The organism is Rhodonellum psychrophilum GCM71 = DSM 17998 (genome assembly GCF_000381545.1).
Lineage (GTDB): Bacteria > Bacteroidota > Bacteroidia > Cytophagales > Cyclobacteriaceae > Rhodonellum > Rhodonellum psychrophilum.
The window spans coordinates 1-20,569 of sequence record NZ_KB906681.1; the positions used below are offsets into that span (position 1 = coordinate 1).

General features: G+C 43.6%; 12 protein-coding genes and 1 tRNA gene. 2 read left to right on the top strand and 11 right to left on the bottom strand.

What is annotated here, in order from left to right:
• Positions 1 to 893 precede the first annotated feature (893 nt).
• Positions 894 to 2,450, top strand: coding sequence for a hypothetical protein (locus tag F824_RS26865; RefSeq protein ID WP_019598512.1), 1,557 nt, complete (start codon positions 894 to 896; stop codon positions 2,448 to 2,450).
• Between the two features lie 283 nt (positions 2,451 to 2,733).
• Here F824_RS26865 and F824_RS0113885 read toward each other — a convergent pair whose 3' ends face one another.
• Complete coding sequence (locus F824_RS0113885) at positions 2,734 to 3,012, bottom strand: hypothetical protein (protein WP_019598514.1); 279 nt, start codon at positions 3,010 to 3,012, stop codon at positions 2,734 to 2,736.
• Between the two features lie 776 nt (positions 3,013 to 3,788).
• Between F824_RS0113885 and F824_RS0113900 the strand changes: the two genes are divergently transcribed.
• A tRNA-Ser gene (locus F824_RS0113900) sits at positions 3,789 to 3,880 on the top strand.
• Between the two features lie 662 nt (positions 3,881 to 4,542).
• Here F824_RS0113900 and F824_RS0113905 read toward each other — a convergent pair.
• The 10 genes from F824_RS0113905 to F824_RS0113950 all read right to left on the bottom strand — a co-directional run bounded on the left by F824_RS0113905 (position 4,543) and on the right by F824_RS0113950 (position 20,522).
• Positions 4,543 to 5,817: a glycoside hydrolase family 88 protein gene (locus F824_RS0113905; protein WP_026333711.1), complete on the bottom strand. Its 1,275-nt coding sequence runs from the start codon at positions 5,815 to 5,817 to the stop codon at positions 4,543 to 4,545.
• A 5-nt stretch (positions 5,818 to 5,822) separates the two neighbouring features.
• Complete coding sequence (locus F824_RS0113910; protein ID WP_019598518.1) at positions 5,823 to 7,820, bottom strand: hypothetical protein; 1,998 nt, start codon at positions 7,818 to 7,820, stop codon at positions 5,823 to 5,825.
• The gene (locus tag F824_RS0113915) at positions 7,807 to 8,862 is read right to left on the bottom strand and encodes a dihydrodipicolinate synthase family protein (protein ID WP_019598519.1); all 1,056 of its coding nucleotides are present in this window, start codon (positions 8,860 to 8,862) and stop codon (positions 7,807 to 7,809) included. The genes F824_RS0113910 and F824_RS0113915 overlap by 14 nt, the downstream gene beginning before the upstream one ends.
• The gene (locus F824_RS0113920) at positions 8,859 to 9,875 is read right to left on the bottom strand and encodes an NAD-dependent epimerase/dehydratase family protein (protein WP_019598520.1); all 1,017 of its coding nucleotides are present in this window, start codon (positions 9,873 to 9,875) and stop codon (positions 8,859 to 8,861) included. The genes F824_RS0113915 and F824_RS0113920 overlap by 4 nt, the downstream gene beginning before the upstream one ends.
• Before the next feature lie 21 nt (positions 9,876 to 9,896).
• Positions 9,897 to 11,108, bottom strand: coding sequence for an Nramp family divalent metal transporter (locus F824_RS0113925; RefSeq protein WP_019598521.1), 1,212 nt, complete (start codon positions 11,106 to 11,108; stop codon positions 9,897 to 9,899).
• 2 nt (positions 11,109 to 11,110) lie between these two features.
• On the bottom strand, positions 11,111 to 12,595 hold the full coding sequence (locus F824_RS0113930) for a PQQ-dependent sugar dehydrogenase (RefSeq protein WP_019598522.1): 1,485 nt from the start codon (positions 12,593 to 12,595) through the stop codon (positions 11,111 to 11,113).
• 3 nt (positions 12,596 to 12,598) lie between these two features.
• Entirely contained in the window at positions 12,599 to 14,098 is a 1,500-nt protein-coding gene (locus tag F824_RS0113935) for a BNR-4 repeat-containing protein (RefSeq protein ID WP_019598523.1), read from the bottom strand.
• Between the two features lie 286 nt (positions 14,099 to 14,384).
• On the bottom strand, positions 14,385 to 15,851 hold the full coding sequence (locus F824_RS0113940; RefSeq protein ID WP_139189834.1) for a RagB/SusD family nutrient uptake outer membrane protein: 1,467 nt from the start codon (positions 15,849 to 15,851) through the stop codon (positions 14,385 to 14,387).
• An 8-nt stretch (positions 15,852 to 15,859) separates the two neighbouring features.
• A complete protein-coding gene (locus tag F824_RS0113945; protein ID WP_236613251.1) occupies positions 15,860 to 19,306 on the bottom strand; it encodes a SusC/RagA family TonB-linked outer membrane protein in 3,447 nt (1,148 codons plus the stop codon).
• Positions 19,307 to 19,502: 196 nt separating this feature from the next.
• Positions 19,503 to 20,522, bottom strand: a complete 1,020-nt coding sequence (locus F824_RS0113950; RefSeq protein ID WP_161629754.1) for a FecR family protein — start codon at positions 20,520 to 20,522, stop codon at positions 19,503 to 19,505.
• Positions 20,523 to 20,569: the final 47 nt, after the last annotated feature.

Consider the following 20,569-nt stretch of genomic DNA (forward strand, 5'->3'; position numbering starts at 1 on the left):
TTGGATCTTGCCCCACCGCAACAAAATGGCTTTTAGAGCCTACATCAATTCCAGCGGCAAAAGGATTGACAACAGCCATACTTTCAAACTTTTTCTGCTTCATCTTATTTTTGGTTTTGATTAAAAGCAGCAAGAGAAATGTATATTTGATTTGATTATTCCATACGGGATCCATAACAAAACATGGTCACCAATTAACGTTTCAAAAACCCTGACCTTAAAGATTGGGGTTGAACATTTCTACCAGAATTCGGGAAGGGATAAAATCACCATTCGATGCATAGGCTTTCATGCTGCAACCAAAAGTTAGCGCATTAACGTTACTTTTCCAATGTCTTAGAATTCGGGTTAAATACATGTTGAAAGAAAAAGGGTTGAAGACGGAAGAAGCCTTCAATTTAGATTTCTGACAGTGATTTTCTAAATTTTGACATCTCCTCGCAATATTTCGGATATACATTAAAAAAACTTGATTTATGTAATTCAAAAAAAGCTCATGAAAAATCGAATCGTATTGACTCACGATTAAACAATTTTTGGTTGGTCAATTTTATACAACTTCAATTGTCTGAATGGCAGTTTTTTGATGATTCAATTAAAAAATATTGATCTATCGATAAACCAGCTGTAAAAGGAATTGAAGGGTTTAATTTTTCAAACAGGTCAAACACTCTTACAGGAACAGATTATTAAAACCAAACTTAAAGAGGGAAATTCAGGACGAAATTCAAATAACCACAAATTGATAATTTCAAAAAGATTCTTAAGTGAATTGCATTTATTCCAAAATCCATTCTTCAATAACAAAGCTGAGGGAATTGAATCGTGAGGATTTGTCAGGACCGAATTTTGAACTTAGATTTGATAGAAAAAAAGCTTAATCCCTCAATTCTATGCGGCAGTTTTACTCAAGTATTGTTCTTTTAATACTCCTGGTCCTCTCGGGTTGTTTTACCAAAGAGGAAAAACCATCGGAAAACGGCATTCTGAAATTGGAAAGCTTGGAATTATTGAAGTATGATTCCGGGAATCCAAACAACGGACGGACCCAGGAATCCTCCCCTTGGAACCATGTTTTCAAATCCGATGCGGTTCTGAAAATCAAAAATACAGCTACAGGTGCGGAATATTCCCTGAATTACGATGCAAACGCATTTTCGGGCTCAGAACAAGTCACCATCCCTTATGGTGATTATACCTATACAACAGAAGTGACCGGTAGTGCATATGAAAACTACCTGCCCTACAAGGCCTCTGGTAATTTTCGCATGAATGTGCCTGTTTTGCTGATCAAACTCGATGCGGAAACCGAATATGGCTTGGTCACTGTAGAAAACACCAATGTCAAACCCAGTCCAATCTTAATCGATGGACAACAGATTTCAATGAATTTGGTGGGCAATTATTATTATAAATATGTTCTTAAAGACAAGGCCCCTGTTTTGGAAATCATTGAAAACGTCTTTGGAAACACCATTAGGAGATCACTCTCCATTGCGGCGTACAAACACTATAATTATGTCGTTCGGATATCCGACGGTAGCGGCAAGGTCATAGAACTCGTTCTAAAAGACTTTGAACTGATAGAGGAAGAAATACTGGTCAATGTTGGTACAGTCCCCACAAGCTATTCCCCTACCCTTGTTTCGGTGCTGAATGTGGAATTGAGCGAGAATTCCGGACTGGCCCTCTTTGCCGGGAAACTCTGGACCATCAATGACAGTGGCAATGAAAACATCATTTATGAAATGGATCCTGTCAATGGAAATATGGGCAGGAAAGTCAGGGTGACCAATGCGGTCAACGTGGATTGGGAAAGCATGGCTCAAAGCGAAACGCATCTATTTGTAGGTGATTTCGGGAATAATTCCGGCAACAGAAAGGATCTCACCATCCTAAAAATCGAAAAAAGCAGTCTATTGGCAAGTGATGCCGTAACTGCGGAAAAAATCAATTTCAGCTATCCCGATCAAACGAGTTTTGTCAGCGCTTTGAACAGCAACAACTTTGATTGCGAGGCCTTCTATTTTCAAAATGATTCTCTTCATCTTTTTACCAAAAACTGGGTAGACAACAAAACGAAATATTATACTTTGAGCAGTCAGCCAGGAGAGAGGGTTGCCAATTATAAAATGGATTTTGATACCCAAGGTTTGGTGACCGCTGCAGATATCAATCAAAATACGGGAGAGATTGTATTGCTGGGTTACCAAAACCTCGGCTTAAGCTCCCAAAGTTTTGTTTGGCTTCTCTCAGGTTATGCGGGGTCACAAATATTTTCGGGCAAAAAGTCGAAAATCAATCTCGGGAGTCCGGCTGTGTTGGGACAAACCGAGGGGATCTTTTTAAACAAAGACAATACGGGCTATATTTCTTCCGAAAGGATACAACTTGGAGGCTTTACAGTCCCCGCAAAATTGCTTGCTTTTGATTTCAAAGCATTTTTTTAAACCAAAAATTAAAATTGATTGAACCCCAGATAAGCGTCAACAATTTTATAACAGCCTGAAATCAAGAAACTAATAAGTGAGTTTCGCGCAATTTTTGACTTCACCCTATCGGCAAAAAGCGCTATTTTCCAAAAAGTCAGATTTTCTTGCAATTTCAAGCCCATTGGGAATCCTAATGGGCATTTCGGATTTAAAAACTATCCCAATGTTTCAGTTTTCAAGAAATGGACCGGTCTTTTTTTTATTTCATACCAACCAAAATTCACAAAGAAATAGACACTACTCAGGCGTAGATGTTTTCCGAGGAAGATTTCATTTCTTGCAATTCCTTACCCAAATCTGAATAATTGACCTCTTTGACCATCATGATCAGCGTATTGGCAAATTCTTGTTTACAAATGGGGACAAAAAAGTCAAAACTTTCACCATCATAATCCAAAACTCTTTTCTCGCCAAAGACATTGGAGAGTTCCTTTTTTTCATTGGACCTTACAAAAAGCTGATCTTGGTCTTTTTCGCTGGCAATAATGGAAAATGTTCCATGAAGTGATGTTATTACCATAATTTTTTATTTTTTAAAATTCAAAATCTTTATTACCAAATCGATTCAACTGAACAAAATAAATCCAGAAAACTTTATTTAGACTTGGCTTCAAACAAACTCAAAGAAAATCTCTTTCAAATAAATTTACTGAATTCAAATCTATTGAATTTTTTTCATGAAAAAAATACCATGAAGAGGGTATTTTTTTCCTTCATAAATTATGTTTTTTATTTATAATGTACATTTTATTCTACATTCTGACAAAATCTTTGGTAAAAAATTAAAGGAGCCAAGTGAAAACTCCTTGAGGAAAAATTTACATTCAGCCAAACCTGATAATTCATGCTCGTGATTTTCAGAATCCCAATCAATGGGAAAAACCATCGGGACCATAAAACATATCTGAATGAAAAGCATCAAAATATTATTTGTTCCGAGAATATTCAAAAAATGTTGATTGAAAAAAAGCCAAACTATTTAAAAGGCCATTTTGATGAATTGTATGCCGCAAAAAGGATTTTTCGGTAAAATTCCAGTTCAATTTTTAATCTGGCCCTCTAAATCAAGCAAAATTTATGGATCCAATTAATTAATTCCCGGGAAAGTGAAGGTTTCAAAAAGAATTTCGTACTGATAAACAGCCGATTACTTTCCCATGCTGTTTCTTCTTCGTCTAAAGACCATTTTAGGGGTTTGGATGTTTGTGAATATGGACAATAATCAATTATATTTGCATCGAACAAGGCATTAACAAACTCGTTTATGGAAACAAATCAAGGTTTGTTTCCGACAATAGAGGGTTGGGTGAGTGGCTTAAACCAGCAGTTTGCTAAACTGTCGTACGTCTTAAAGCGTACCGGGGGTTCGAATCCCCCATCCTCTGCCAGTTCAAACCCTAACCCGCTGTTTTACAGAGAGTTAGGGTTTTTTATTTTTATTCAGGGGCGATTTTTCGAAGTTTTTTTTTCAAAAATATCAAGTCTTTTGATTTACTCCTCATTCAGTATGGCTTGGGATTGCAGTAAACGAAATTCACCCTTTATATTCGCAATCGTTACCGCATTAAAAGGACCGGATTTGGAAACATAGTTAGAAATCATTGTGAAAATGGAGGACCTGTTGAATTTTATTCCACTTTGGCTGATCTCCGAACCTCACCCCAATTCCTAGATCAAACTGTTATCATGACCTTGCAAAGCGCATTTCCAATAGAATAATTGTAAACAAAGACTGATTGTCTAGCAATTTTAGGCTGGGATGAAATTGGGAATGCATAGAACAGCTAGGTTCAAAAAAAATTGAACGTAACATTATGAGAAAGCGGACAAGCAGGGCGTTTAGCACTGACTTTGGTGTCATGGCGGCCCTTGAAGGGATCACAAATCAGTTTATATTGAGGGAATAGTCCAAGAAATTTGGGTTTGGAATTGTTAGACAATGCCGGGCACAACAAAAAAGGAATACCAAAAATTGGTATTCCTTTCCCATTTTTAACCCATTCAATCTAATCGTAATAAATGCATGTGGCAATACCCAAGGAGCCAACGACTACTTACTTTGCATTTCCTTCAATCGCAGGAGGGCTTCCAAAAAATAATAATCTGCATAAATCAAGGGAACATCAACCTCATTTTTGCTGGGTAGATTTCCTGTACTGTGCTTCAACAAGAAATAGGGGTTTTCTTGATCGGTGTTCAGGTATTGATCTGAACTCAGCGACAGCAGCATTTCCCTTGCCGCCTGATCGTACTTTTTTTGTTTCTCTTCCCAAACAAACCCAGACAATTCCAACAAGGCCGAGGCAGCAATGGCAGCGGCGGATGCATCCCGAGGTTGCTTCGGGTAAACCTTGGCATCATATTCCCAATCCGGAAAATAGCCCGGCTCACCTGCATTGAAATCCCAGTAGGGAATATAGTCATCCGGTAGATTGGGATGGTCTAAAAAATAATCCGCTAAACCCATGGCCGCTTCCAGAAACCTTGGGTCTTTGGTCTCCCTAAAGGTGGTGGTAAAGCCATAAATCCCCCAGGCTTGTCCCCTAGCCCAAGTTGAGGCATCAGAAAATCCCTGTAGCGTTTGACGGTGCAAAACTTTTCCGGATTCAGGATCATAATTCACCACATGAAAAGTACTGTAATCTTCCCGGATATGGTTTTTCATGGTTTGTTCGGCATGCTGAATGGCCACATGCCTGTAAATGGAATCTCCTGTCACAGAACTTGCATAGAAAAGCAATTCCAGGTTCATCATATTGTCCATGATCACGGGAAATGCCCAAGTATTGAAATCCCCTTTTGACTTGCGCTGGTTCCAGGACTGGATGCTTCCCACCTTGGGTGAATACCGCTTGACCAAGGATTGGGCGGAAGTGACCAATATCTGCTGATAACCGGGATTGTCTTCAAACTGCTTTGCTTTGCCATAACTGCAGTACATCATAAATCCAATGTCATGGTGACTGGTATTGAACTGGTTGGATTCCAAGGAATGGGTCCATTCCAATGCCGCTTTTTTCCAAGATTCATCCTGGGTATAGGCATACATGTTCCAAAGAATTCCAGGCCAGAATCCTCCTGTCCATTCATCAATCTGAAGATACTTCAAGCTTCCATCGGCCTGAAGGGAATGTGGGTAATTCTCAAAATCATCTACCGTCTCTGACAGCAGGTTTTGATAAAGCGGAACAGCCGTTTGAAAACTGTGGGCAACAATATCCTTGACCGGTTTTTCTGTTTTTTCTTCATTTGCTTTTGGCTGGCAGGCAAATGATGCAATCAAACAAAAAACCATACAGAGGACAGGCGATAAAGACTTCAACATGTTAATCATTGGTTTAAGTTGGAATTGGTGGATTGGGGAAAGAAAGACCAAAGCTCAGTTCCCCTTTTGAAATACAATCGACCCATTGGATCCATCACCAAAAGCGATGCATCCTCGGCGATTTCATCAACCTGCATACTTCTCGGATCCAATCGGAACAACCTCTTGTTATCGGTTCCATAGACATAGCCATTGGGATGCAGTACCAAGAATGCGCTCCGCCAGAGGTGGCTTTTGAAAGCTGGGAAATCATAGAGCTTTTGGACGCGCTGCGTCACTTTATTTTTTGGATCAAAAACGAAAAGAGAGCCATCCGCCATCCCCCAGATATTGTCATCCGGGCCAACCATTAACCCTGTAATGGCAGATGCTCCGAGTACGGGAACAGTTTCATACACGACTTTCTTTTCCAAGACATCCCAAATAAAAATTTTGGCTTCCTTGGTTGTGGGTGCAATTCCTAGACCTCCTGAAATGGTTGTCCCGACCAGCAGGACATCCCTATGATAGATCAAACTTGAAATCCCCTGATCGGGTATTGGTTGCTCAAAGGTGTTCAAATCTTGGGTTTGCTTGTCATACACCACCAAGGCTCCCCCGAGTTGTCCATACTCAGGGATCATCCCAAAGGCCAGTTTTTGCGTATTGCCCAGGGCTGCAAGGGCAAAACCCCTGCTTTGACCTGGGATTTGGCCCAGAAATCGGGGATTATCTTCCTTTGACGTCCATGGTTGTTGGGAATCAAAGACATAGAATTTACCTTTGGGATAAATCCCCATATAGATCTCGTTTCCAGACCGAACCATTCCCTCGGTTTGATCCAAGCCTTTAAACTCTTCTACAGCGTTGGTTTGGGGATCAAAACTTGCATGGCCACCGGCCAAATATCCTCCCGTCCAAATCTTCCCGTCTGCAGCCGCAACAATGGCATTGATCGGAATAGGTTGGCCCGGAATATCCAGTTGGCCACTACTTTCCTTCTGACTTACGGGATCAACGGTCATTAAATTCCCTCCGGCAGTCAACACCTTCAAATGTCCGGCTTTTGACCAATGCAAGGCATTGGCTGTCCCGGCTTTTGCGAGGATTGTTTTTGCCTCTTGAAAGGGTTTTTTGGGATCGAATGCCAGAATCCTGGCTTTTGAACTTACATAAACCTGGTCTCCTGAGGGACTGGAAGCCAAAGCTTTGAGGTCCATCCCCTCAATTTCCTGCTCAACCAATTTGGTTTTGAGATTGATCACCAAAGTTTGATTTCCACTAGTCAGCAAAGCAAATAACCGATCTTCTCCCGAAGCGCTGGGAACGATCTCCAAACCGTAGACAAACTCTTTTTCCCGGTAGGCCTCCGGTAGAATATCTGTTTTCACCCCTGTTTTTGGATTGAGTTCGATCAGATGGGCATGAGAGCCAATTCCAGCATAGAGCAAACCTGTCCTTTTGTGGAAAGCAAGGCTTCTGACATAATTTTCACCCTTTACCAATGGCCCTTTGCCCACGTCCGAAAATCCTTCATCGGGATGGTACCGGAACACCCTACATCCGGGGTAGGTAGCGCCAAAGATTTCACCTTCATTTCCTGCCGTTAGATTCCACAGGTAAGTTTCCTCCGGCAAGGCAATTCCCAAATCCTTGATCTGATCACTGCCAATTAGGTGTTGGAAAAGGGAGCCGTTTGCGCCGGGAATATAAAGATAGCCATCACTGGATTCGGCCAAATCCCATGCTCCATCCGCTTTGGGCAGGGGAACATCAAAGACCAAGGCTTGCGTTTTGACTTCATAAGCCAGTAAATGCGCTGGTTCTCCCCTCACCACCGTATACACCAACTCCCTGCCGCTAGCGTCTTCCACAAATAAACTTCCCTGGATCATGCTGGCTGTCAACTGAGGGCCATGGTTCACCAGCGTTTCTTGAATTTTCTGGGCATGTGATTGGTGACACATGGCGAAAAACAAAAAACCAAATAATAAAACGTTTAAAGATTTTTTACCTTTTTTCATCACTCAAGAATTCACTTACAAAATCATCATCGTTTAATTCGGGATAGGCGGCGTACACCCTGTCCAATTCTTCTGCTTGTCCGTCTGAAAGCACCTCTTTGGGATTGAGACACCATATCCCTTCCAATAAACCTTGCCTTCTCAAAACTTCGTGGATCCCGGGAATGCAACCATGAAAATGATGCGCCGGATCAAAAATTGCCGCGTTCACATCGGTGATTGAAACGCCTTTGGCCAGAAGTGCCTGCACATTTCCCCTAGCCTTCAAAGTCTTGATTTCTTCCAACAATGCAACTGCCTTATGGGTCCAAACCGCCCAATGCCCCAAAAGGCCACCTACAAACTCTTTTTGATACTTTTTCCCATTGATGGTGAAGACATAAGGGGTCAATAGATCTGCTACAATATTGTCATCATTGCCCGTATACATGGCTATTTGATCCCTGCGGCTGCTGTTCGCTACCGCCCGCATGACATCAAGGGTTTGGTACCGGTTGAATGAGGCACATTTAATGGCTTTGACCCCTTGGATTTCTGCAAACCTGCACCAAAAATCATAGCTGAAGATCCTTCCCCCTACGGAAGGTTGCAGATAAAACCCAAATACAGGGATGACCTCCGCGACTTTTTGCACCCGAACAATGATTTGGTCTTCCGTCCAATCTCTCAATCCCCCCATGCTCAGCAAGCCCATGTCATAGCCGTATTTCACGGCCAATTCGGCCTCCTGAACTGCTTGGGCAGTGGGGCCGCAAATCCCAGCAATCTTTATAAATGGGCGATTGATATTCTCTTCCGCACAAACCTCCGATGCCATCCGCAAGACAGTTTCGAACAGATCAATTTCTGGATCCCTGATTTCAAATTGCGTGGAATGTACGCCAACCGCTATGCCTCCCGCACCACTGCGGATATAATATCTGGTCAACAGTCTTTGCCTGGATTCATCCAAATTCCTGTGTTGATCCAAGGCCAAAGGATGTGCGGGTATCACCGTACCTGCCATCAAATGATTTTCCAATGCGATGTCCAATGCTTTCAAAACTTACCTCCTCTTTCTTGAAAATGAGTTGCTTTCCCGAAGGATTCCCCACCTTGGGTAATCCAGTCAGCTGTCGCCGTGATGATTTCACGGATCCCTACCCTCGGATAGCCAAACAACCGGTGACAGGCGGAAGCATTGTTCAACAAGGCTGTGCCTGAGGATTGATTGGTGAAAACAGGGGTTTTCTGAAACAGCATCCCAAACTGCTCGGCTATCCAGCGAACGGACAAAATCTCGGGACCTGTAACATTCAGGATTTTTGCCGGATGCTGACAATACAACAGCGATCTGATGGCGATTTCATTCGCATCTCCCTGCCAGATCACGTTCACATTTTCAGTACTCAGATCAATCGTTCTGCCTTCCAAGACCGACTTGGCGATTTCATGAACCACCCCATACCTGAAATCCACAGCATAATTCAATCTGTAGATCAGCATCGGTGTTTGGTTCTTTTTCGAGAAGTATTCAAAAACCCTTTCTCTACCCAAGCAGGATTGTGCATATTCGCCAACAGGCTCAGGAGCGGTTTCTTCACAGGCTCCACCTGAATTCACCCCAACGAAAGGCAAAACGTTTCCGGAAGAGAAAGCAACAATATTGGAAGCCGAAAAATGAGCAGCAACCCTTCCCGGCAGGTAAGTATTCATTGCCCATGTGAACCCTTCGTTTCCTGTGGTTCCAAACTTATTGCCCGCCAAATAAATTATATTTTTTACAAGGGGTAGTTTTGACAATTGTGCTTCATCCAGCAAATCACAGGCAATGGTCTCGACTCCATTTTCCTGAAGCATTTTTTCAGCTGTTTTGTCCGAAAACCTGGACACTCCGATAATCCGTTTTTGGACACCGGCAAGCTTACAGGCTTGAACCGCCAGCTTCCCCATACTTGGACCCATTTTTCCGCCGATACCCAGCAACATGATATCCCCTTTTATGCGGGAAATATCCTGTATCAAAGCCTGCGAAGGGGCCAGCATTCTTGCTTCCAATTCTTTTAAATCTGTCATAACACTTTATAATTATGTTTTTTAGTTATTGAACAATTCCCCGAAATTCCAGATGGCCAGTCCAACCAGCAGCATGATGCCGGCAATACCACCGAACTTGATGGCCGTGGTATTCACCCTGTCTTTCATGAGTCCTTTGTCGTTGGCGATCATAAACATCGACAAGCCTATTATCGGGACCAAAAATATCGTGACCCGCTGCGCAAAGATGATCAGCTCCAAAGGCAGATTGCCGAAGATCAACGCAATGCTTGCTCCTGCCACCATGACCAAAGCAATACAGTATTTCACACGCTTTAGGTGCAATTGATGTCCAAAGCCCAATGCATCTGCCAACAAACTCCCCCCAACCGTAGCATTTCCTACGAGGGAAGAAAAGGAAGCACCAAACAATCCCACCAAAAATAAATGGGCGGCATTGGATCCAAACAAAGGTTCGAGTGCAATGGACATTTCTGATGCACTGCTCACCTGGATCCCTTGAGGATAGAGAACGGTGGCGGCACAGATAATCACGACAGCACTCATGACTCCCAAAATCAAAATCCCTGAGCTACTTCTGTTCTTTTGGGGAATGTTGATTTTTCTTTTTTCCTGAATCAGGTACGCTTGGTAAAACGCTCCGACAATGGAAAAGCAAGAAGCCATAAATGCGATCATCAAGCCCGCAGATCCATCGGGAATACTGGGTATAAACCCTGACATTACCCCTTCAAAAGAAGGCTTTACCATAAATAAAGTCAGGGTGAAAGAAAAGAGCATGATCCCTACCAATCCAATCATCAGTTTTTCCAATATTTTGTAAAAACTTTTGAAAAAAAGCAATCCGATTCCTAGTGAGTTGAAAACCAAAATCCAGAGCCAAATCGGCGTATGGCTTGCTTCAGCCACGGCCAATCCCACCCCTATCGAATTCCCAGCTTGAAAAGATGTCGAAACCAAGAATACACCTAAGCCAATACTTATCCCTATGGCCTTTCCCCATTTATTCCTGATCAAAGTCAACAAACTCAAAGGGCTGCTCAGGCCAATTCTTGCGCCCATATTGGTGAAGATGACCATGAAAAATATGGCGAGAACCACGATCCAAAGCATGTCATGGCCATAAGAAGCCCCCAGTTTGGAAGTAATGGTGATCTTACTGGGGCCGAAGACCAAAGCAGCAGTAATGATCCCTGGACCCAATGCTGCAAATCCCCCAAAAACCTTATTCCTGAATCCTTGTCTTTCCATACTTATCTGAATTTTGCAACCTTCTCTGGTGTCACCACTTCCTTTTTCATGATGGTCAGCTGGTAGAGGTAGTTGGTGATCGCTGCGATTTGGTCATCGGAAAGGAAAGCGAAAGAGGGCATTCGCTGATCGGTTTGCGTGCCTTCACTTCCGCTCAGCAATAATTTTAGCAGGGCTTCCGTATCCCCTTCAACAACTTCATTGCCGAGCAAAGCCGGAAAAATCCCGGAAACACCTTTCCCATCCGGTTTGTGGCAGGAAGCGCAATAGTTGTTGTAAAGCTCCTTGCCTTTCAACTGTGTATTGGAAGCCAAATCATCCGCCACAATCGGTTCGAGGACGGCTTGATTCGCGATGCTGATTTTCAATATCCGATCATCACCCACTTTTGGAAAACCAGGTTGCGGATTCCAATCCTGGTTGCTTGTGGAGATGTAAATATCCCCATTGGAGGCAACCGCAACATCTCTGAGCCTTCCATAACGCTGATAGAAATAAACCTTTTCACCGATGATGCGCTTGCCTTCCCTGTCCAGCGTCAATACCCGCAAGGCCATTCCTTTCAGGGCTGTCAACAATAAACTGTGGTTCCAAGCGGCTATCGGGCCCTGGTAATACGTCAATCCAGAAGGCGCGATGACGGGAGTCCAACTGTAAAGCGGTTCAAGGGTGGATTGGGCTTCTGCAAATTCTTTTTCTTCCTTTAAATCATGGAACCCTTCTATAAAAGGCCAGCCATAATTTGCTCCTTTCACGATCAGATTGATTTCATCCTCGATGGCATCTCCATGCTCTGAGCTATACAGTAACCCTTGGGCTGAAAAGTCAAGTCCCTGGATATTTCTGAATCCTTTGGCCCATACATAACTGTCCGGAAAAGGGTTGTCCTCAGGTATTTTCCCCTCCAGGTCCATCCTTAAAATTTTCCCATTCAGACTGGCGGGATCCTGCGCATTCTCAAAAACATAAGCATCTCCCGTTGCCCAATAAATCATCCCATCAGGCCCGAAGGCGATTCTGGATCCATTATGGGCGGTATTGGCTTGGATCTCCAACAATTCTTTGGGGCTTTCCAGACGTCCATTTTGGAAGGTGAACCGCATCAATTTATTGCTACGATTTTCTCCTTGCTCCACCGTATAATTCACCAACACAAAAGGATGGTTTTTAAAATCCGGATGTACCGCCAGGCCCAATAAACCTGTGGTCCTCAATCTCCACACCTCTTCCACAAAATGAATGGTTTCAAACTCCCCATTTCGCAGGTTGATTCTGGAAATCCTTCCTCCTTGTTCTGTCAACCAAAGGAAATCATCCGAAGCATAGGCAAGGTCCCATGGAACATCCAGGCTATCTGCCAGTATTTCGATTTTCAGCAACCCATCTTCCAAAAGGAGATTGTCGCGCAATTCCAGATTTAGATTTTCTTCTTTCTTACAGGAAAAAAACAAAAGTGAAATAAGGAAGCGGTAGGAAATGTATCTCATCCCCTATTTATTTGAAACTTTAACCCGAAGTGGCTTGGCGAATTCAGCATCCATACTTAAGGGCAACTGGTAAACCTTTCCTTTCTTGTCCGAGAAGTAAAGCCGGGAGACGGATGGTTCCCTTCCGTGACCATCTGCCCAGAAGGCATAAAAATCCTCCTGTACACCAACTGGTCTCCTGGCATAGGAGTGGTTGTAGGTGCTATTATCAGTCAAAACCTTGGCTTTCCAGCTTTTCCCCTGATCCGAGCTTTTCCACAAAACCATTTCTCCTCCAGTATTGAAAGGTTGTGGGCCGGTCTTGGTTGGTCCAATGACGATCCATTCCTTTTTGGAATCGATGTAGAGAGAACCCATATCATAATTGTTATCGGATTGGGTGATGGGAAGGATTTCCCAATCTTTCCCGGTAAACCGAGCGGTATGCCACTCTCTAGGCCCCATTTCAGGTCCGGCTTCATATCCTTTGCTGGTGACAAAAAGTATGACGGGATTGCCCAGCGCGTCATAGGTCAAGTCATTGATGTACACGTTCAGTCCCAATGCCTGATAATCTTTTATCAGCGCTGGATTTTCGACAGTTGTCAAAGGCAATGTTAGATCAACGGCATTGGCATTTTGCCAAGTTTTACCAAAATCCTTGGTTTGGATATAATACAGATTGGTTCTATAATTCAATCCATTTTCATTTTCCTTGTAGGGATGAAAGTTAAAACTGGTACCCAAAACCTCTCCAATCTGGCCGCTGGTCTGGTAATGTCCTTCCTGAATGGCCGCCAAATCTTTCCATTCAGAATACTGCTCACCATCGGGACTCGTCATGTATCCGATGGTTCTTCTTGGTTTTGAAGGTTGACCGGGAATGACTTTCCTTTCATAATGGGTAAAAAGGTTGATAAATCCATTTTTGGGCTGGAACCAAGTCTGCAGGTAGGAAAAATTATCCATCGGTACAGTTTGATCTTTCACCAATTTGCTGGCAAAAACTTGTTCAAATTCGGCGATATCATAAGGTCTTTTGCTCTTGTGAATGTAGGCAGGTGTGTTGGTGCCATGGGCCGTGGAAAAAATCCAAATATATCCTTGGTCATCAATGTTCATGACCGGATTGTCATGTGCATTGTTGGTTTCCTTGTCCAACACGATCGTTGGCAAAGGAACCATGCCCGTTTTGTGGTCAAAATAAGAAACCATGTGCAGGAGGGTTTTCCCTTCTTTGTCCGCTCCGCCGTAGCAAAAAAAGGTTTTTTGTTCGGAAGGCACATGAATTGAAAAAGGGTAATGGTTGGCCGGGTAGGTACCCAAGCCCCCGCTGTACTTGTAGACATATTCGTCATTGGAAGGCTGGTTGCTGTACCATATTCCACGGTAGCCATCATCTTTCTGATTGAGGGTCAGGCCCTGTGCCGAAGCCTGCTGCCAACCTAAACCCGGCAAGGAAAGCGCCAATGAAAAGACAAGTATAGAAAGGTGATTTCTCCACCTAGTTTGAATCAAATTCATAATTTTCAGTGTTTTAAAATTTAATTACCCGGAAATTTCCACCCGTAATATCCATGACCAAATCCCTCCCAGCCTAAAATTGCTGAACAATCGGTTATTTGGTTTACTGTTTTTGACTTCACTACATCGGCACGCTGCCTTCATCTCCAAAAAGCCTGATATTTTTGCCTTGTCCCCATTAAAAAAACGATATGTCTATTTCGGGTCTAAGCAATAGCCCTCCAGGCCTACGGCCAAATGATTTGGCCGTAGGCAGGAAAAACTATCCATGATGAGGAGAAAACTTTTAGTACCCTGGGTTTTGGGTAATCTTGTTGGGGTTGATATCGATTTGGCTTTGGGGAATGGGGAAAAGACGCATGTGGGTCTGCATTCCTAGGTTACCCAAGACTGCCACGGCTCTTTCAGTCCGTATCAGGTCAAACCATCTGTGGCCTTCAAAAGCCAGCTCCACCCTTCGCTCCTGCTCAATGGCCAAACGGAAGGCCGCCTGATCCGGAACCGATAATCCAGACTCGGGATTCATCGCTGACTTGGGAAGCAAACCCGCACGCTCACGAACTTGATTCAGGTAACCAAAGGCAGGTCCATCAGCAACGTAACCCAATTCATTCAAGGCTTCGGCATACATCAGCAACACATCGGCATAGCGCAAAACAATCCAGTTGTTATCGCTATCCAAGTTTGCTGCTGGCGTTCCCAAGTATTTGGTCACATAATTATGTTTTACGGTATTGCCATTCAGAACATAACTGGTCTCAAGAGAAACCGCTTTTCTTAGGTCGCCTTCTTCATAGGCTGCGACCATATTTGCGGTAGGAATATTTTGTCCCAGTGGATTTCCGACCGATACGACAGCTCTTCCCGATCCAATGGGTGCAAACTGATTGGAAAAGGGACTTCCTTCGCCCGCGACACCACTTTTGAACTGAACTTCAAAAATGGATTCCGCATTGTTTCTGTTGGCGGCTCCAAAAAGGGATCCATATTCAGGGAGCAGCTGCAATTTCGCTGTACCGGCATTACTGACCAGCTCTTCCAAAACCTGTATCGCTTGTTGGTGATTTTTCAGGGTGAGGTGAACTTTTCCCAATAATCCAAGTGCGGCAGCTTTGGTTGCCCTGCCAATATCGGCAGTTCCGTACGTATAAGGCAAACTTGCCACGGCCTCTTCCAAGTCAGCAACAATGGTCGCATAAATTTCCGCTACCGGATTTCTTCCGTACGAATAGCCATCCTGTGGGTTATTGATTACTTCCAAAACCAAGGGTACTTCCCCATAAATCCTGACCAAATTGAAATACATCAAAGCCCTCAAAAACTTGGCTTCAGCAGTATACCTGGCTTTGAGATTTTGATCCATAGAAACCGGGGCAATTTTCTCGATGACAATATTGGCGGATTGTATCCCTTGATAATGGGCATTCCAAGTGCTGCTGCTGATCGAATTTACCGCTACGTTGGTAAAATTATCAACAGCCTGAAGGTCTGCGCCCGCATTGGGATTGGTAATCTCTGTATTGTCAGAGCGCAAGTCTCCAATGACATGTAGGGAAGAATAGTATTGTCCTCCATACTGCAAGGAACCATAAACTGCCGTCAAGGCATTGTTCATGTCTGCTGCTGTCTTGTAGAAGTTGTTGCTGTTTTGTTGGGAAATCGGTGCGCGGTCCAAAAAATCATCCCCACATCCTACCAAAGCCATAATGCTTAATGCCCCTATGATTGAATTTAATTTAAATATTTTCATCATCTTTTTGTTTAGAAGCCAAAGTTTAAACCTAACATATAAGTTCTTGCAAGTGGGTATCCACCGGCATCCACTCCAGGCACCAAAGGACTACCTCCCTGTGCGCTGACTTCAGGATTGTACCCTTCGTATTTGGTGAAGGTAAATGCATTCTGAACCGTCAGGTTGACCCTTGCATTCGCTATTTTCAATTTATCCAAAACACTTCGGGGAAAGGAATAGCCCAAAGTGATATTCCTGATCCTTAGGAAAGAGCCGTCCTCCACAAACAAGGAAGTGATATTGTTCACCACATTGCTTCCCGCGTATCCATTGAAATTCCTGTCAATCATCGGGGAAACTCCATCACCGGGATCTGACTCCGATTTCCAACCATTCGAGGCACTTCTCAATACATTGTAGGAACCGGCATAGTTACCGTAGTATCTTCTGGCGGCATTGAGAACTTCAAAACCTTGGACACCCTGTAGGGTGAATGCAAAGTCAAATTTTTTATAGGCAAACGAGTTCGTCATCCCATAAGTGAAATCGGGGAAAGGACTGCCCAAACGGGTTCTGTCGGCGGCATTGATGACCCCATCACCATTGACATCCTCAAATCTCAACTGACCTGGCTTGGATTGGACAGAACCGTTTCCATTTAAAATGACTGGGCTGTTGTCGATTTCTTGCTGGTTTTGGTAGACACCGATCACATTATAGCCATAGAAACTCCCTGGCGCGGAACCGATTTCGGTAATATGTGTGGGTGCTGATGCAGAGGTTGCCTGTCTGGAAATAATGGGTGATCCATCAGGTCCCAATGCCAATACCTTAATGTCATTTGTAGAAATATTGAAATCGGTAGTCCATCTGAAAGCACCGATTGAATTCCTGCTGACCAAAGTATATTCAAATCCTTTGTTTTGGATTTCTCCTATATTTTGTAGTGCAGTCGAATACCCTGTAAGCGTGGGTACTGGTACTGATAGCAAAAGATCTGATGTCCTTTTGTTATAGTAATCAAAGGACATATAAATCCTGTCATCCAACAACCCAAACTCCAAACCTAGGTCCAACTGCTTATTTCTTTCCCAGCCCAACCTGCTGTTGGGAATATTGGAAAGCCTGATTCCGTTGTTCAAATTACCCGATCCTGCTCCCAAAGGATAGTTTTCAGCTCCTGTAAGACCGATGGATCCATAATTGGTGATAAAATTATTTCCAGTCAAACCATAACTCGATCTGATTCGGAGTTCAGACAGCCAACTGACGTCTTTCAAGAAATTCTCTTGAGACAATCTCCATCCCAAGGAAACCGATGGGAAAGCACCCCATTTGTTTTCTGCACCAAATCGGGAAGAGCCATCCCTCCTGTATGTTGCGGTCAACAAATACTTGTCTTGGAAATTATAATTCACCCTTGCGAGGTAGGACAATAATGCCCATTCTTCTTTGGTGGACATGGCATTGACGATCTGCCCTGCCGCATTCATGGTTTTGATTTCGTCATTGGGAAAATTGGTTCCGTTGATTCTATTGAAATCAAACTGTTCTTGCTGAATGGTGTACCCAACGACTGCATCAAAGGAATGCTCCTTGATTTTTTTGGCGTAACTCAAGGTGAATTCCGATAACCAGTTTCTTCGCTCTGAGGTGGTGTTGCTCCCCGTGGCAGGTTTGGTGGGATTGACACTGTTTGGGTTGATAATGGAGGAACTGAAGATATCTTCCCCGAAGCTTCTCATGTCCGCACCTACCAAAGCTTTGAAATTCAAATTGTCCACCAGGTTGATTTCAGCGAACGCCGTACCGAGCAAGCGCAAAGTACTTTGTTGGTGAAAATACTCCCTTGCAATCTTGACCGGATTGTCGACTTCCGAGGTACCGATCCCCAATCCGGTGATTTTTGTATAGTTCCCGTTTTCATCATAGGGACTAAGGTGGGGACCTGCTGTGATCGCAGACTGAATGATGCCACCACCCTGCCAGTTTCCTTCCGCCAAAGACTGGTTGGAGAATGTATAGGAAGGAGTAATATTCGCGCCGACTCTGATCCTGTCATTGACTTTCGAATCCACATTTACCCGGAAAGAGTAACGTTTCAAGTCAGAGTTGATGACAACACCTTCCTGATCCAAATATCCTCCTGAAATAAAATACTTGGTCTTGTCATTTCCACCTGAAAAATTCAATTGGTAATCGCGCATCATCGCGGAGCGGAAGATTTCATTCTGCCAATCCGTTCCTTCTCCCAAAGCCTCCGGATTGCTGAACTGTTCGGGCAGCAAGTACATGACATTGTTCAACCTGGCTGAATTCGGATCGGATGCAGAACGACCAGGACCGGAATTTACCCATGCATTGTTTCTTGCTTCATTGGCATATCTGGCAAATTCAGTTGCATTCAACACATCCAATGTTTTTTCTACTTGTTGGATACCGGTGTTGATGCTAAAATCAACTTTTGAGACACCTGATTTCCCTGACTTGGTTGTAATCAAGACAACTCCGTTGGATCCCCTGGACCCATAAATCGCGGTGGCGGATGCATCCTTCAGTACTTGAATATCCGCTATATCGGCAGGATTGATCGTGTTGAGTGGATTGTTTCTTTGGTCAAAATCGTTGGTCACAGGAAATCCATCTACGACATACAGAGGTTCATTTCCAGCACTAAGCGATCCTGCACCCCTGATTCTTACAGAAGATCCTCCTCCCGGAGCACCCGTCGCCTGTGTCACTTGAACACCTGCCATCTGGGCAATCATCGCTTGGTCAATGCTGACCACAGGTTGATCTTCGATTTGCTTGGATCCCATGGAGCTTACCGCTCCCGTGATGTCCTTTTTTTGCTGGGTGCCATACCCTACGACGACAAATTCCTCAAGGTCATTTTCCTCCTTTATCAGATTGACATCTATTTTCTGGCTGTTTCCCACCACTCTTCTCGCTTTTTGAAAACCGAGGAATGAATATACCAACACATCGCCTGGTTGCGCCTCGATGGTATATTTCCCATCGATCTCTGTCACCGTACCGACAGCAGTTCCTTCCACCATGATCGTAACCCCTGGCAAAGGTTCTCCCAAATCATCTTTGACAATCCCTGTGATGCTGATAAATTCCTTTTGCACCGCCAATACCGGAGCCACCTTGCCCTCGGTTCTTTTGATCACGCTGATGGTATTGTTTACCTGTTTGAAACCTAAATCTGTTTGGATTGCGATGGATTTGAGATGCTCTTCGACGGAGCCATGCGTATCCAGAATAACGATCTTAGGATTAGACTTGAGCAACTTGTCCGTGTAAAAGAATTTGAAATCCGTTTTTTGCTCGGTTTCCTTAAAAAATTGGGACAAGGAATATTCATTTTTTTCCAATCTCAAGAATACTTCATCTATACTCTTGACCTGTGCTTTTGAAGTGCTGGCCATCAGTGGCCCAAACGTCAAGCAGAGTAAAACTACTCCTTTCATTAATAACTTGAACGACATAATTACCAGTAGTAATAATTTTTTCATATTTTTGAATATCTATAATGAAACATTGAATTGATCCATTGAAAAGGTGCTACCAACAACTTTTCATGGAAACATTGATTTGATGGACTCAGGAGCGTATTGATCGTATGCTCCTGTTTTTTTAAAGACTTTAATTTCCCATAGGCAGGCTTTAATTAAATAAAAGGATTACTTCCTTGTCATTGATTTCGAAGGTGAAACCTATCGAGGAACCCAATACATCCAGCACATTTCTTAGCGTTTCATTGTCTTGGAAAGTACCCGAAGCCAAGAAATGCTCAGGTTTTCCTTTGACCGTAATCGCTACACCGTACCAGCGCTCCAGCTCATCAACCATCTCGGTGAGTGCCGTTTGGTCAAACTGTAAGACCCCGTCCACCCACAAAATCCTGGATCTTACATCCACCTCAGTTTTCGTAAATATGGTTTGATCCAGAGAGCTGACCGATTCCTCACCTGGGTTGAGAATCAGAAAATTATCCCTGTCTTTCCTGTTGAGTTTGACTTTTCCCGTCAGTAGCGTGACCGTTACTTCTGCTGCTTTGCTGAAAGTATTTACATTGAAACTTGTACCCAATGCCGTGGTTGTAATGCCACTGGCCAAAACTGAAAAAGGATGGCTTTCATCCTTTACCACTTTGAAAAAGGCTTCACCTTCCAACTCGATCCGGCGATTGGTTAAAAAATCTTCACTGTAGCTGATTTTACTACCGGAATTCAGATAGACCGTGGAACCATCGGGCAAGAGGATTTTGGTCTTTTGACCCGCCGGATTCACCCGTTCTACCGATTTGATGCCTGCAGCCAATTGGATCGGCGCTTGATCCTGATGGAATACACCGAACAAAAACAAGCCGGCAAAACCCAGGATCAAAAAACTCGCTGCCACAGCCCACCACTTTCTGAAAGTGGTTCTTTTTGGCTTGACGGGATCTTTCAAAACCACGGGTTTGGCATAACCTTTTTTATTTTTGTTTATTTTTTCCCAAAGGGACGGAGCATCCCATTCCTCGTAGCGATTCTTTTTGGGATTTTCATCCCATAGTTCAAGCACCTCGGCAGACAAAAATTCTTCCCCATCTGGGGTATCCAACCAAACCACCAATTCCCTAGCCTGCTCCTCATCCAGCCTGCCTCCAAAAAAATCCTCCAATTGTTTTCTTCTGTCCATTTTCATTTATTTCTAGGACATATACCCTCAAGCATTGTGAAATACTC